Raw genomic sequence first — 13,347 nt, forward strand, 5'->3', positions numbered from 1 at the left:
GTGCGCGCCCATGCCCAAGCCTCGCCTCACATCGCTGTGAATGCCTTCAATCCAGGCAGGCTTTAGCGGCCTGGCGCAGGTGGTTGGTCGACAGGAAGCTGCCTTTGTAGAACGTGGCGCGACTGCCATCGTGGGATTTGACGACTTCCAGCACATCATCGGAGGTCACCGAGCTGGACGCGGTGATTCGATAACCATTGGAAATCGATTTCTGCGTGGTCTGCGGCGCCAACGCCTGCCACTTGGGCAGCACACAGGCGGCATATGCCTCTGGGGTTTTGCGGGTGAGTTTGCTACCGGTTGGCTCGCCGGGGGTAGCGCAGCCTGCAAGGGAAGCAAGCACGGTCGAGCAAACAAGAATACGAAAAATTAGCATTTGCAATTGATCCACATGAACTGCCGGATTCTAACAATTGCCGTCAAGGACCGCCAACCAACCAAAGTAGACAGCCTCAGGGAATGCCAACGCTCGGAACATCGCGCGCCAGCAGTAGCGCATGACAGGCTATCAGAATCGTCTGATTAACCAGCGGTAGATCTGCACGTAACTTTGAAGCTTTATATATCGAGCATGCGCCATGCAAAACTCAGACAAAGTTACGCTTCAGCAAGCAAGCAAGCAAGCAAGCAAGCAAGCAAGCAAGCAAGCAAGCAAGCAAGCAAGCAAGCAAGCAAGCAAGCATTTTACTTGCTTGCGGCAATTATAACAAGCACTTTTATTACAATTTCTGCATGTACAAGAACGCACTTACAAATTAATACCAACACCACAGAGTTTGCACCTGAAGATCTAAACAAGGCATTCGATACCCTGAAAAATGACCACCCAGAGTTCGACTGGAGATTCGTTGAGAGGCGCGCCAATACATGACAGTAACGGCTGACTGTTCTCTTTCTCTCGACAACTGGTTAACTATCGGTGACTCATGAAAAATAAATCAGCACGCTTCAACCGTCTTACCATTACCCTGCTCTACTTATTCGCCGGCCTCGCCACTCATGCGCAGGCGTTTACCGTGACTGCCGCGGGTGCGACGATAGAAGGCGACATGATACGCTACAACTTCATCATCAGTGATTGGTCAACCTTCGACTCCAGCAGAGGCGTTTGCGAGCAAGAGCCGGGCGTTACAACTTGCAATATCCACACTGGCACCTGGCGTTACTCAACCGGGGTGGGGACCGGCGCCTTTCCCACCAGCGGTACGCGATCGTGGCGAATACCGACCCGCTCGGGATCAACACTGGGAAGCATGTTGACGGACCTACAAAAAGAAGGGTTTTACGTGCCCCTCAGAACCTCTATTGTTATCCCCGCCTCTGTGGATGTGAGCGATGCGTGTGCCGGGCTGACCTCGTCAAGAACGGGGCCTAGTATCGGTGGGGGCATTGGCAAGTTCGGTCCATGTTTACGCTTGGCCAACATGAAGCCGCCTGCACCCACTTGCGAAACACCCGACGTGAAAGTTGAGTTGGGCGACTACTCCACTCGAGACTTCCCGCGCTATGGCGACTTCACACTGCCCAAAGCATTCAACCTGCTAATGAACAACTGCACCACCACGGTCAAGAAAGTCTCGTACACCCTGTCCGCCAACCCGACCGCACCTGCTGTAAACGCCGCCCAGGGCATCGTTGCGCTCAATAGCGCTTCAACCGCAAAAGGCATTGCCCTGCAACTGCTCGACAGCAATCAGAACCCCATCCAGCTCGACAAGAACTACAGTTTCAACGAGCTGACCGCGGGCGGTGGCAATTTCTCGATCCCGCTCAATGCCCGGTATATACGCACGCTGCCCAACGCTGGCGCAGGCACGCAAGACAAGGGCGTGACGGGCGGCACGGCCAACACCGAGGTCACTTTCATCATGAGCTATCTGTGATACCGCAGCAGGGCTGATCAGCAGCTGTTGTCATGCACCAAGCCTGCGCGCCTTGTGCTGCGAAAGGGCTGCAAAGCAGCCCCCGGCAACCTTGAATTGAAGCAGCCACATGCCAAATAATCGCCAAGGCCCTGAACGGGCTGCCCTATCGCACTAGTATCTCCACCCGACACGGCGCCATGGCGCAGATCAGCTAGTTGAGTGGGTATCGTCCGCGACCGTCCCCCTCAAGCCAACGCAAGGAAGCAATTTGGCATGAACGCCATGCAAACACTGGGCATGATCTTGCTGGCATCGACCAGCGCTGCAGCCGTGGCACACGAAACCGATGACCCCATCGAAAGAGCGGTGCTCAGCACGACACTGATCCCCTCCCTCATTGTTGGCGGCACCACGGCACTGACGGTCTATGGTCCTTCGAGCCTGAAATCGGCAAAGTCCGATGCGCTCGCATTCATCGGCTCAAGCGGCAAGATCCGCGGCGCTCAATTTGAGCAAGCGGTTCGTGACTACCGCTCCACCCCCGGCTTGGCACCTATGTCGGATGAGCAATTGGCCCTGGCAATCGCAACATCGCGCTGAGGCCTGCCCGCCTCATGGCGCGTCCACGAGCAAGAGTGTCCCATGGCTGCCTTCGAGCACTCGGTGTTGCTTCCCGGCAGGAACGATATGAAGATCCCCCGCGCCCATGGCGATCACCTCACCTTCTACTTCCAGGTGCATCTGCCCGTCGATCAGCACCAAGGCCTCGTCGAACTCGCTATGGACCTCATAGGGCGTACCCTGCACATCCATGCGAATGACTTTGAGGTTGGCGCCCCCTGCGCGACCCAACAAGCGCGAGCGCCACGTGCTGGGGAGCAAAGCAGCTGCCTGGACTAAATTCGTTGCCATGTTTCCCCCGCTTGCAGATGTCATGCCTGGGCAGTCTAGAGGGGTGACCAAGGTAGGCATAAGACGCATTACGCATAGTCATAGACCTCACTGGCCGTTAGGGGGGGATTTGGCTGAGGCGCGATGCAGCACCTTCGGCGAACCTCCAAACACCATCAACAGCACGACAAACAGCACCCCCGCCACACCGACTGAAACCACCAGGCCTTGATCACCTATCGCGCCAATCGCTGCACCGGTGGCAATCGGGCCGGCGATACTGCCCAAGGTGTAGCACAAGGCAATGGCGGTCATGGCCGTCGATAACTGGTGTTCCTCGACCCGATCACCGGCCTCGATCACCGCCAGCGTATTCATGCCGCCGATGGCGCCACCCCAGACAAACACCATCAGCGCGGCAAGCCAGGGCGTGTGTGCCCACAGCGCAATCAGCAGCGCGCCTGCGACCAGCAGCACCGCGCAAAACAACTGCGCGGTCTTGTAAGCACTGCGGTCGGCCACCCAGCCAATGGGGAGTTGCAGCACCGTGCCACCCGCACCGAATGCCGACAGCAGTAGCGTGGCAAGGCCGAGCAGGTAACCCGCCGTCAAGGCATAGCTGGCGAGAAAAGTCACTGCGGACGTTTCGCCATACCCGGCAATGAAAGCTGCGCACAGCGCCAGGGGAATTCGACGAACAACACGCCATGGCGACTTGCTCCGCCGAGCACCAGGCCTCACTGCCGCCGCCCTCAAGCTCCAGCCGACGATACCCGAGGCACCGGCGAGCCCCGCGCCGGCATAGTAGGCAAGTGCATTGTCGACGCCGAACAACGACAGCAGCAGCGGACCCAGCGCAATACCCAGGCCCATCAGGGTTTCATGAATCCCTATGGCTCGGCCTCTCTGGTTTTTCTGCGCAACCAGCACTATCCAGGTATCGCTGGCGATCCAGCGCAAAATAAGCCCGACGCCCAGCATGAAGTTCAACGCGAACAGCAGCATCGGGCTGTGGCTGACGGACATGCCGAGCACAGCGACCACGGTCAAGGCAGCACTGATCATCACCGCCCCGGGCAGCCCTAGCAGCATCAGCAATCGCGGAACCATGCGATAAAGCAAAACAATGGCCAGCCATGAAGCGCTCACTACCAGCCCGATCACCTCCGGCGCATGCCCCATGCGCTGCATCGACAAGGACAGCAGCGGTGTGATGGTGCCTATCTGCACAACCTGCGAGAGCGCCGACAAGAGGTTGATCCTGGCCAGCACACGCCACCGCTGCCGAGCGCTGAATTCAATGGCGGGATTTTCCACAGGCGCACCTTCAAGCAACGGTAGTTCGGCAAGTGGCGCTTGCCACTCAAGCGTTGCCGCACTTGCGTACGGCCGGCCCTCGTCTGGTGTTTGACAAATAACGGCTCTGGTCCACGGTGCTTTTTGCGCTCATGCCGCGTTGTCGTTCCTCGCCGTAGCGGGGCTGCGATTCGTCGCGACGCCTTGCTTGAGCACAGAAATCACGCGCGCATGATGGGACGTACTTGCAAAACACCACACCAGGTGACAAAGGCCATGACTCAAGCGCCTACAAGGCGCCCGAGCGACCGTCTTCGAGCATTTTCAGCAGCGGTGGCGACTTGAAGCAGTTCTCTGGCTGGACCCGCGCCCACAAGCCGCCCTGCCCCAGCTCCCGCCCCCGTTGATCTGCCCGTGCCAACCACGCCTCGACGCTGCTGATGCGGTTCGGGTGGATCTCATCCAGCAGGGCATAATCGCGCTGGATGATGTTGTGTTTCCAGACATTCCAGAACCCGGTGAAATTATCACCGAAGCTCATCGTGCTCTTGTCGTTCGGGTCGGCGTTATACCCGGTCGGCAAGCCAGCCACCATCTGTAGCGGGCCGTGCCAGTAGGTGTCCAGGTCGGTGTCGATGTAGCGCGCTGGGTGGCCGGTCACCCGCTCGAACGCCTCGGCCAGCTTCTGGTACTCGACGTGTTCGATGGCGACCTCCAGGTTCATGCCGTTGGCGCGCTCGGGGTTGTCGAACAACCAGCGGACATAGTGCCCGCAGTCCTCGAGCGCCACATGGGGAACGGCACCGCTGCCCAGTGGCACTCGCCAGGTGACGACACCCTCCTCGACCGCGGGCGTCATCGGCGTCATCGGCGAGACGGCCATCTCCATGTAAGGCCCCGTGGTGAACAGCGCAGCGCCCATGCGCGCCTGGTTGAACCCGTTCTGAAACAGGATCCACTCACCGATGCGACCCTTGCCGTCATAGTGGCCGGTACGGAATTTCGAATCGTAGCCCGCCTTCTTCAACGCGTAGTCGAGATTCCCATACACGAAAAACTTGATCCCTTCTTCAATGGCGATCTCATAGCAACGCATCGCCCAGTAGACCTCGGTCTTCTCCCCGGTGTTGAAACCATCCAGGTTCACGTACGCGCCATCGCAGCCGCGAAAGCCCTCGCGCAGCACCGCTTCGTCGGCGAAGGTGCCCTTGACGATGGACACATTGCCCAGCTCGAGCAGGGCCTTCGCCCGCCGCGAGCCTGGGTCGCGGCTAAGGGCGCGCACGGCATATTTTCTGTCGGCGACCAGGCCGCTGATGACCGGCAGGCCCTGGGCCCCGGTGCCACCTATGACAAAAATCCTGGAAGTGGAGTAAGCGGACATCGTGGGTTCCTCGGTGTTGAGTGAACGTAGCGATTGCTGTGCAAGCGACAACTTGCGAGGTGATCCGGCCCTGCGCCATCCAGGCCCCGATCGCTACTGGCAAGCAGTGACTCTTATAATAGGAGTCACTTGTGCAATTGCGCAATCTGTTCTTCACCACCTGGCGGACGACTCTTATAATCAGACCCACCTGACAACCACCTCGGTGCCCCCTGGGAAATGATTCATGCGCTCAAAAGGTTTTGACGGAATGGTGTGCCCGATCGCTGGCGTCATGGCGGCGATCGGTGATCGCTGGGGTTTGCTGATCCTTCGCGACCTTGTCCTGGGGATCAGCCGATACGATGACTTTCGCCGATCCTCCGGGGTGACCAACGCCACCCTCAGTGACCGGCTCAAGCACCTGGAAGGCAATGGCCTGGTCGAACGGCGGCGTTACCAACTGAATCCGGAGCGGTTCGAGTACCTGCTGACCGCGCAAGGTCGGCAACTCGCCCCACTGATGCTGGTACTGGCCCAGATCGGCGATCGCCTGGAGGTGTCCGGTGCGGCGGCGGCGCCCCTGAAGTTTGTCAGCCGCAAAACAGGCGCCAGCGTGAACTGGGGCTTTTTCGATCAGCAAACGGGAGAACCCTTGGCGCCGCTGGACATCGCCATCGAGGCAGGCCCAGGCGCGGACGACCTGATGCACTGGCGGCTAACGCAAGCCAAGCAGCGCCAGGGGCAGAACCAGGCGGAGGACGCAGATCGGCGTGATAACTGAGTGGGCAACCAGCAGCGGCTCACGCCACCCAGTGCCGCCGACAGATTGACGAGCAGCGCAGGCAACGCCCCGGTTCAGGCGGTGCCCTTGGCCTGCTGCTCCAGATGCACCTGCAAGGTCGGGTCGATTTGCAGGGCGCTGGCCAATTGGTCAAGGTAGGCACGCTCTGTGGCCTGCTGGTCATCCACCAGCATCACGCTGGCCAAGTACATTTCCGCGGCCATGGCCGGATCCTGGGCCGATTGCGCCACTTCGGCGGCGTCGAGGGGTTTGCTGAGCTCCTCATCCAGCCATTGCTGCAGTTGCGGATCGCTGGCGTGACCTTTGATTTCAGCGCGGATCAGTTGCTCTTCTTGCGGATCGATGCGTCCGTCCGCCTTGGCGGCGGCAATCAGCGCGCGCAGGATGGCATGGCTGTGATTGTCGGCCTCGGGGCCGGACAATTGATCCACGGTACGCACGGCCTGTTGCGGGGCAGTCGCCTGGCTGCGCTGCCAGCTTTGATAAGCCTGGAACGCCATCATGCCCAGCGACGCCAGCGCGGCGTAATTGACGCTGCCCGTGGCGCGTCCCTGGCTAGCGCCGCGGCCACCTAAAAGGCCACCCAGCAAATCACCCAGGCCACCAGTTGCCGTTGCCCTGCCGCCCCCCAGCAATCCGCCCAGCAAACCGCCAAGGCTGTCTGGCGCCGACAGGTTGCTGCTTCCTTGTCGCGCCTGCGAGCCCTGCCCGGCCCGCAGCAACTGTTCCAGTAGATCACTCGTGTTCATGGCGCCGCCCTCGGTCGGTAGTCGCTACCCAGTCCAGCAACGATAGTCCCCTCGAGGCGATCCGCCAGGACCGTCTGGCCGGCGGCTGGCCTGGGGTTGGCCATGGCAAACCGCAAGGCGCGACTCGCCCCCGCGATCACGCGAGCGGATAGCGCTTGAACACCTCGCTTGCCTCCAGTTGCGCCGTGTGGGCCGCAAGGGCTGGGAAATCCTCAGCCTTGACCCACTCGGGCACCATCAGTTGCACGAACGACCAGGCCACCGCGGTGGTGAGCGCCGCCTGGTCTGGCCGCTCGCCTTGCGCCGGCCGCGCCGCCCAGTGCCTGTCGAGCGCGGTACAGGCCGCCAGCAACTGCCCGCAGATGCGCTCGACCCAAGGTGCATGAAGCTTTTGCGCCGGTCGCAGCTTGTGCTCATAGACGATCTGCACGGCCTTCTCGCATGCCGCCAGCGCCAGCCCCAGGCTACCCAGGGCCGTGGCCAGCGCCTGGGCCTGCTGCGCCGGCGGCATCAACGACTTGGCGGGGCTGGCGAGGCGCTCGAAATAATCGATGATCAGCGTCGAGTCCATCAGTACCGAGCCATCATCCAGTACCAGGGTCGGCGCCTTGACCACCGGGTTGACCCGGGAAAACGCCTCGAACGTGCTGAACACCGACAACGGCTCATGCTCGAAGCTGATCCCCAGCAAATCCAGGGAAATCGCCACACGGCGTACATAGGGTGAATCCAGCATGCCAATGAGTTTCATCCATCACGCTCCTTGATTAGACGGCAAGCAAACCCTGTGAGCATGGTTCAGGTTGCAAAAATTTCTAGCTGCCGTCACCCGTGCAGTTATGGCTAAATGCTGCCGCCAAGGACTCGCACCACCTCGAGCGTCCACAGCCACAAAAGGGTTAACGCCGCCAGCGGCCCTGCCGATAACCCGAGCCGTGACGCTGGCACAAGCGTGGTGACGATACTTGCAGCCTGGATGCCTTGGCGCCCGGCTGCGTCATTTAAGGAAGCGTGATTGTGATCATCGGCATCGACCTGGGTACCACCAACAGCCTTGTCGCCTACTGGGATGGCGAACAGGCGCGAATCGTGCCCAATGCCCTGGGCGGGCTGCTCACGCCAAGCGTGGTCGGCCTCGACGACGAAGGCCAACTGGTGGTTGGCGAAATCGCCCGCGAGCGGCTCCACACCCATCCGCAACTGAGCGCCTCGCTGTTCAAGCGCTACATGGGCAGCGCCCGCGAAACCCAGCTCGGTGGGCGCGCCTACCGCGCCGAAGAGCTGTCGGCGCTGCTGCTGCGCAGCCTCAAGGCCGACGCCGAGCGCGCGTTGGGCCAGCCTGTCGAGCACGCGGTCATCAGCGTGCCGGCGTACTTCAGCGATGCCCAGCGCAAAGCGACGCGGATCGCCGGCGAGCTGGCCGGCCTGAAGGTCGACAAGCTGATCAACGAACCCACCGCCGCCGCCCTGGCCTACGGCCTGCAGCAGCGCAGCGAAGCGAACTTTCTGGTGTTCGACCTGGGGGGCGGCACCTTTGACGTGTCCATCCTGGAACTGTTCGAAGGCGTCATGGAAATCCGCGCCAGCGCGGGCGACAACTTTCTCGGCGGGGAAGACTTCGACGACCTGCTGGTGGAGCACTTCATCAGCAAGATCGGCCGCGCCGACCTGCCCGACACCACCCTCCCCGCCACCGCCCAGCGCTTGCGGCGCGAAGCCCAGCGCGTTCGGCATGCCCTCGGGCAGGCGCCGGTTGCCAGTTTCACCCTGCGCGAACAAGACCGTGAGTGGTGCCTGGAGTTGACCCAGGGCGAGCTGGCAGACATTGTTCGCCCCTTGCTCGAGCGCCTGCGCGCGCCCATCGAGCGCGCCATGCGCGATGCCCGTATCAAGGTCGCCGACCTGGACGAAATCCTCCTGGTCGGCGGCACCACGCGCATGCCGCTGGTGCGCAAGCTGGTGGCCTCGCTGTTCGGCCGGATCCCGTCGATGCAGCTCAACCCCGACGAAGTCGTGGCCCAGGGCGCGGCCATCCAGGCCGCGTTGCAGGCCCGCCATGCCTCGCTTGAAGAGGTGGTGCTGACCGATGTCTGCCCCTACACCTTGGGCATCGAGACGTCGGTCCAGCACGGTAACGGTTACCAGGCGGGCCATTACTTGCCGATCATCGAACGCAATACCGTGGTGCCGGTGAGTCGCTCACGCAGCGTGTCGACCCTCAGCGACAACCAGACCGTGGTCAAGCTGGGGATCTACCAAGGTGAAAGCCGGCTGGTGAGCCACAATATCTTCCTCGGCGAGCTGGAGATTGCGGTGCCGCCGCGCAAGGCCGGTGAAGTGGACCTGGATGTGCGCTTCACCTACGACAACAACGGCTTGCTGGAAGCCCAGGTGCACCTGCCGATCAACGGCGAAACCCGCCGGCTGGTGATCGAGAACAACCCCGGGGTCCTGCCCCCCGAGCAAATCGCCCAACGCCTGGCCGCGCTGCAAGCCCTGAAGGTGCATCCGCGCGACCAGCAGGTCAACACGCTGCTGTTGGCCCGGCTCGACCGCCTGTACCAGGAGCGCCTGGGGGCGGACCGCGAGCATGTCGCCGGGCTGGCCAACTATTTCCAACGCATGCTCGATACCCAGGATGAGCAGCAGGTCCGCAAGGCCCGCAGCGAGGTCACCGAGCACCTGGCCGACCTTGAGCGGGAGTTCTGAGCCATGAGCCACTGGCAACTGCTGGAACTCAGCGAAGATGCCGATGCCCGCAGCATCAAGCGTGCCTATGCGCGACTGCTCAAGCAGCACCGCCCGGACGATGACCCGCAGGCGTTCCAACGCCTGCGCGAAGCCTACGAGAGCGCCTTGGCCGAAGCGGCCTGGCGGGCCCAGGATGATCAGCAGGTGCTTGCTGCGCCTGCGCCGGCAAGCGCCCCCAGCGCGCAATCCACGCCGGCACCGCAGCCCCTGGAACAGATCGCCCCCACCCTCGCGGCAAGCCCGCCGCAACCGTCCCTGGCGCAGATGCAGCAGTGGCTGGCCGACGGCCAGGAGCGTCAGGTCATCGACGCGCTGCACCTGTGGCTGGCCAGCGAGTGGCTGGTTGCGCTCGAGCGCCGTGAGCAGTTCGAGCAGGACCTGCTGGCGTGGCTCGAGTCGGCGCCCCAGTGGACCCCGGCCTTCTTCGAACGGGTGTGCCAGGCCATGGGCTGGGACGAAACCCAGGGCGCGCTGCCCTGCGCATACTGGCGCTGGAGCGGCCTGATCCAGCGATGCCAACAGCACACCCTGGAAGTCGCCGTGCGGCAGAACCTGGACCGGTTCGACGCCGACCCCGAGCTGTACAGGGAAACCGCCCTGCTGCTCAAACCCATGAGCGACCGCCGCCGCCGCAGCCTGGCCGACCTGTTCCACGACTACGATTGGCAACGTTTTACCGAGCTCGCCCAAACCCTCGAGTACCAGCACCCCGAACTGCCGGCGCGCCTGGGCCTGCAGCCGCTCGACAACTGGCGGCAGTGGCTGCCGGCGGCCAGCTATTTCGGGGTATACGCGTTCCTGTGGTTCAGCCTGTCGCTGCTGTTGGTGGCAACGCTGGTTACCCACCCCAACAGGCTGGGGAGCAGCGCCCTGCTCCTGTCGCCGCTGTTCGTCGCCGCCGTGGTGTTCGTGGGCATGAAGGCTTACCGGATCTGGACGTTCCTGGCGGTGCTCTTGGCACCGCTCGATGTGCCGCTGAGCCGCTGGCTACTGCCACGGGCCTGGTATCGGCAAAGTGCCGGGCTGCTGGTGCTGCGCCACGTACTGCCCAGCGCCGCGCCGGCCGCCCTGGCATTCGTATGGTGCAAGGACGTGCCCTGGCTGCAGTGGAGCAGCCCGCTGCTGATGTTCGCGGGCACGCTGTACTTCACCCACCTGGCCCTCAGCGGCGGCAGGGTGGCGCTGTGGGACCGGCTACGAGGCGCCGTCATGCGCCCGCTCGGGCGTTTGCCCTGGCACCTGCTGCGCCGCGAAGACGTGCTGATCTGCCTGGCGGTGATCGCGACGGGGATCTGGGTCTTCATGCGGGCCAAGCCAGGCCTCTAGAAGCTCACAGTGCCCCTGCCAGGAAAAAGATCGGCACGAAAGACAGCGCGGTCGACACCGCCACCACGAACGCCATCAACTGGTGATCGCCGCCCTGTTGCGTTGCCAGCACGTAGGAGTTGCTGGCGCAGGGCAGCACCGAGTACAGCAGCACCAGGGTCGCCGCCAACGGTGGCACCGGCCAGGCACTGATCAGGCCGTAGGCCAGTAGCGGAAATACGCACAAGCGGATACCGGTCGTCAGCAACCCCGTCTTGCACAGCCTTGCAAACTCACCACGTGGGAACCGCAAGGCCGCGCCGACGCAGATCAGGCTCAGCGGCAGAGCCGGTGCCCCCAGCGCTTGCAGGGGCTGGCCAAGCGACGCAGGCAGCGTCACCCCGCTCAGGTTGAGCGCCAGCCCCAGCCCGCTGGCCAGGATCAGCGGATTGAGGCAGACCTTTGGCAACACCGCCCAAGGCGAACCCTGCCGATTGCCGAACGCCAGCAGGACCACCGTGTTGGAAATGGCCACCATGTAGGCCACCACCACGGCCGCGACGCCATAATCCTCAGGGCTGAGCAACTGATAAGCCACACTCAGGAAAATGAAACTGTTGAAACGTACCGAGCCTTGCATGACCGAGGTGAAGGTCGCATGCACGGTGCGCCGGTAGCGGCAACCCAGCACTACCCCGGCGCTGATCAGCAGGGTTATCCCGCCCAGTACCAGCACCGTCGAGCGCGCCGCGCCGCCCATGGGGCCAGCGCTACCGATGGCATGCACCAGGTAGGCCGGGAAGAACACCCAGTGGGTGAGTTTCTCGGCGCCTTTCCAGAAACCAGGGTCTATCCAGGCATCGCGGCGCAGGAGCACGCCGGCCAGTATCAAGATGAATGACGGAGCGATGGCCGCCAAGGCTGTTCCCGCATGCATGACGCTCAACCTTCCTTGCTGTTGGTGGACGTGGCGGGTGCGCCGGCGACAGCGACCAAGCCCACCGCGGCCAAGGCCTCGCAGGCCAGGGCCGGGGCAAAGCGCACACCCGAACCGGAGGCGCCGAGCACCGCGCAGGCACCGGGCCCTTGTGGCAGGCACAGCACCCGCGGCTCGTAGTCGGCGCAATAGCTGTCGAACGCTGTCCGCGGGCGCAGAGAGTGAATGGCCAGGCCAGGCAGTTCTTCGGCGAGAATGCGCCGAGCCTGCCGAGCTTCCTGACGCTGGACGGCCAGGTCACCCTCGGCATCGGTGCGCCAATCCTCGGAGGTGATGCTGAGCAACCAACCCGCGCGTTGCCAATCGCGCATCACGAACGCCTTGCGCCCCGGCATGTACAGCACCCCTTCCCCAGCGTCCGGTAGCTGCGGGCCCTGCAGGTCGAAGGCGACAATCTTCTTGATCGAACCGGCCCGGGCCACGCCGGCCAGGGCATTGCTGCGAGCCCCCGCGGCAACGACCAGGCAACGTGCGCGCAGCAGGCCATCGGCAGTGTGCAGGCACCAGTCATCGCCCGCTCGGGTCACCCGCTCGACCTGAGCCTGGACCCTCTCGAAGCGCCCGCTCCCACCCTGCGCCAGGCAGGCCCGCACCAGTGCCGGGACATCAACCGCCAGGGCGTACCCGGCCTGCAGCAGCGTGGCAGGTGGGTGAACGCCGCGGTAGCGCCCCAGCACTTCGGCCAAGGGGCCCGACAGCGGTCGGGCCTCGAACATCAAAGGCCGAGGCGCTTGCGCCGGGTCATGGACAAAGCTGAAGGGCAAGCGGTGTACCCCCGCCCATCCGCGGCCCAGGGCCTGATAATGGGCGAAGGCCTGCAGCGACCGGCGGCGGCGCAGGCCCTCGCCGCAGAACGGCGTGACCAGCCCGGCCGACAGCGCGCTGGCAGCGCCTGGCCGACCATCGTCCACCAGCACGATGGAAAGCCCCGGCAGGCATCGGCGCGCCTCGGCCACCACGCTCGCGCCGACGATGCCGGCCCCCAGCACCAACAAGTCAGTGGCCATGGGCATCCCACCAGACCGTGCTGATCACCAGGGGCTCATGGCGATCATTGTGGATCTGATGCTGGTGATGGGACTCGAACACCAGCACATCGCCCTGCGCCACCCGCAGCGTGCTGCCCTGATAATGCAGCACCCCACCACCGCAGGCGATCATCCAGCACTCACGCACGGCATGAATATCGGGGCGCGACGTACACTGTGGAGCGACCGTGAACAAGCCACCGCGAAACGGTGTGGCACCTTCGCCAAGGCTGGCGAAATCGGCCTGGCGCAGCACCACCCCTGGCACATGGCTTTCGGCGGCCATTGGCCGGACCT

The 13,347-nt window shown here is 63.2% G+C and carries 15 protein-coding genes; 6 read left to right on the forward strand and 9 right to left on the reverse strand.

All coding sequences use genetic code 11. The annotated features are described in order from the left end of the window. Positions 1-46: 46 nt before the first annotated feature. Positions 47-376: a hypothetical protein gene (locus tag KSS95_RS15990; protein WP_217854001.1), complete on the reverse strand. Its 330-nt coding sequence runs from the start codon at positions 374-376 to the stop codon at positions 47-49. A 195-nt stretch (positions 377-571) separates the two neighbouring features. Between KSS95_RS15990 and KSS95_RS15995 the strand changes: the two genes are divergently transcribed. The 3 genes from KSS95_RS15995 to KSS95_RS16005 all read left to right on the forward strand — a co-directional run bounded on the left by KSS95_RS15995 (position 572) and on the right by KSS95_RS16005 (position 2,465). Further along, positions 572-871, forward strand: coding sequence for a hypothetical protein (locus KSS95_RS15995; protein WP_217854085.1), 300 nt, complete (start codon positions 572-574; stop codon positions 869-871). Between the two features lie 55 nt (positions 872-926). Then, complete coding sequence (locus KSS95_RS16000; RefSeq protein ID WP_217848046.1) at positions 927-1,883, forward strand: fimbrial protein; 957 nt, start codon at positions 927-929, stop codon at positions 1,881-1,883. A 255-nt stretch (positions 1,884-2,138) separates the two neighbouring features. Further along, complete coding sequence (locus tag KSS95_RS16005; RefSeq protein ID WP_217848047.1) at positions 2,139-2,465, forward strand: DUF2388 domain-containing protein; 327 nt, start codon at positions 2,139-2,141, stop codon at positions 2,463-2,465. A 12-nt stretch (positions 2,466-2,477) separates the two neighbouring features. Here the strand turns inward: KSS95_RS16005 and KSS95_RS16010 are convergent, their stop codons facing one another. From KSS95_RS16010 to KSS95_RS16020, 3 genes are all read right to left on the reverse strand, one after another. Then, positions 2,478-2,678, reverse strand: coding sequence for a cupin domain-containing protein (locus KSS95_RS16010; RefSeq protein WP_217848048.1), 201 nt, complete (start codon positions 2,676-2,678; stop codon positions 2,478-2,480). Positions 2,679-2,864: 186 nt separating this feature from the next. Continuing rightward, positions 2,865-4,073: an MFS transporter gene (locus KSS95_RS16015; protein ID WP_217848049.1), complete on the reverse strand. Its 1,209-nt coding sequence runs from the start codon at positions 4,071-4,073 to the stop codon at positions 2,865-2,867. 268 nt (positions 4,074-4,341) lie between these two features. Next, a complete protein-coding gene (locus KSS95_RS16020) occupies positions 4,342-5,436 on the reverse strand; it encodes an NmrA family NAD(P)-binding protein (RefSeq protein WP_217848050.1) in 1,095 nt (364 codons plus the stop codon). 226 nt (positions 5,437-5,662) lie between these two features. On the opposite strand from KSS95_RS16020, the gene KSS95_RS16025 reads away from it, so the two are divergent. Beyond that, on the forward strand, positions 5,663-6,199 hold the full coding sequence (locus tag KSS95_RS16025; RefSeq protein WP_217848051.1) for a winged helix-turn-helix transcriptional regulator: 537 nt from the start codon (positions 5,663-5,665) through the stop codon (positions 6,197-6,199). A 74-nt stretch (positions 6,200-6,273) separates the two neighbouring features. On the opposite strand, the gene KSS95_RS16030 is transcribed toward KSS95_RS16025, so the two are convergent. Both KSS95_RS16030 and KSS95_RS16035 read right to left on the reverse strand, forming a co-directional pair. Next, entirely contained in the window at positions 6,274-6,969 is a 696-nt protein-coding gene (locus KSS95_RS16030) for a tellurite resistance TerB family protein (RefSeq protein WP_217848052.1), read from the reverse strand. 136 nt (positions 6,970-7,105) lie between these two features. Next, entirely contained in the window at positions 7,106-7,720 is a 615-nt protein-coding gene (locus KSS95_RS16035; RefSeq protein ID WP_217848053.1) for a glutathione S-transferase, read from the reverse strand. Between the two features lie 266 nt (positions 7,721-7,986). On the opposite strand from KSS95_RS16035, the gene KSS95_RS16040 reads away from it, so the two are divergent. Further along, positions 7,987-9,678, forward strand: coding sequence for an Hsp70 family protein (locus KSS95_RS16040; RefSeq protein ID WP_217854002.1), 1,692 nt, complete (start codon positions 7,987-7,989; stop codon positions 9,676-9,678). A 3-nt stretch (positions 9,679-9,681) separates the two neighbouring features. Beyond that, positions 9,682-11,046 carry a J domain-containing protein gene (locus KSS95_RS16045; RefSeq protein ID WP_217848054.1) on the forward strand — a complete coding sequence of 455 codons (1,365 nt, stop codon included), beginning with the start codon at positions 9,682-9,684 and terminating at the stop codon, positions 11,044-11,046. A 4-nt stretch (positions 11,047-11,050) separates the two neighbouring features. Here the strand turns inward: KSS95_RS16045 and KSS95_RS16050 are convergent, their stop codons facing one another. Genes KSS95_RS16050 through KSS95_RS16060 form a run of 3 tightly spaced genes read right to left on the reverse strand, consistent with a single transcriptional unit; the run spans position 11,051 to position 13,336 of the window. After that, positions 11,051-11,962, reverse strand: a complete 912-nt coding sequence (locus KSS95_RS16050; RefSeq protein WP_217848055.1) for an AEC family transporter — start codon at positions 11,960-11,962, stop codon at positions 11,051-11,053. 5 nt (positions 11,963-11,967) lie between these two features. After that, complete coding sequence (locus KSS95_RS16055) at positions 11,968-13,029, reverse strand: NAD(P)/FAD-dependent oxidoreductase (RefSeq protein WP_217848056.1); 1,062 nt, start codon at positions 13,027-13,029, stop codon at positions 11,968-11,970. Continuing rightward, on the reverse strand, positions 13,019-13,336 hold the full coding sequence (locus KSS95_RS16060) for a cupin domain-containing protein (protein WP_217848057.1): 318 nt from the start codon (positions 13,334-13,336) through the stop codon (positions 13,019-13,021). The genes KSS95_RS16055 and KSS95_RS16060 overlap by 11 nt, the downstream gene beginning before the upstream one ends. Positions 13,337-13,347 lie beyond the last annotated feature (11 nt).

Origin of the sequence: Pseudomonas muyukensis (genome assembly GCF_019139535.1) — a bacterium.
Classification (GTDB): domain Bacteria; phylum Pseudomonadota; class Gammaproteobacteria; order Pseudomonadales; family Pseudomonadaceae; genus Aquipseudomonas; species Aquipseudomonas muyukensis.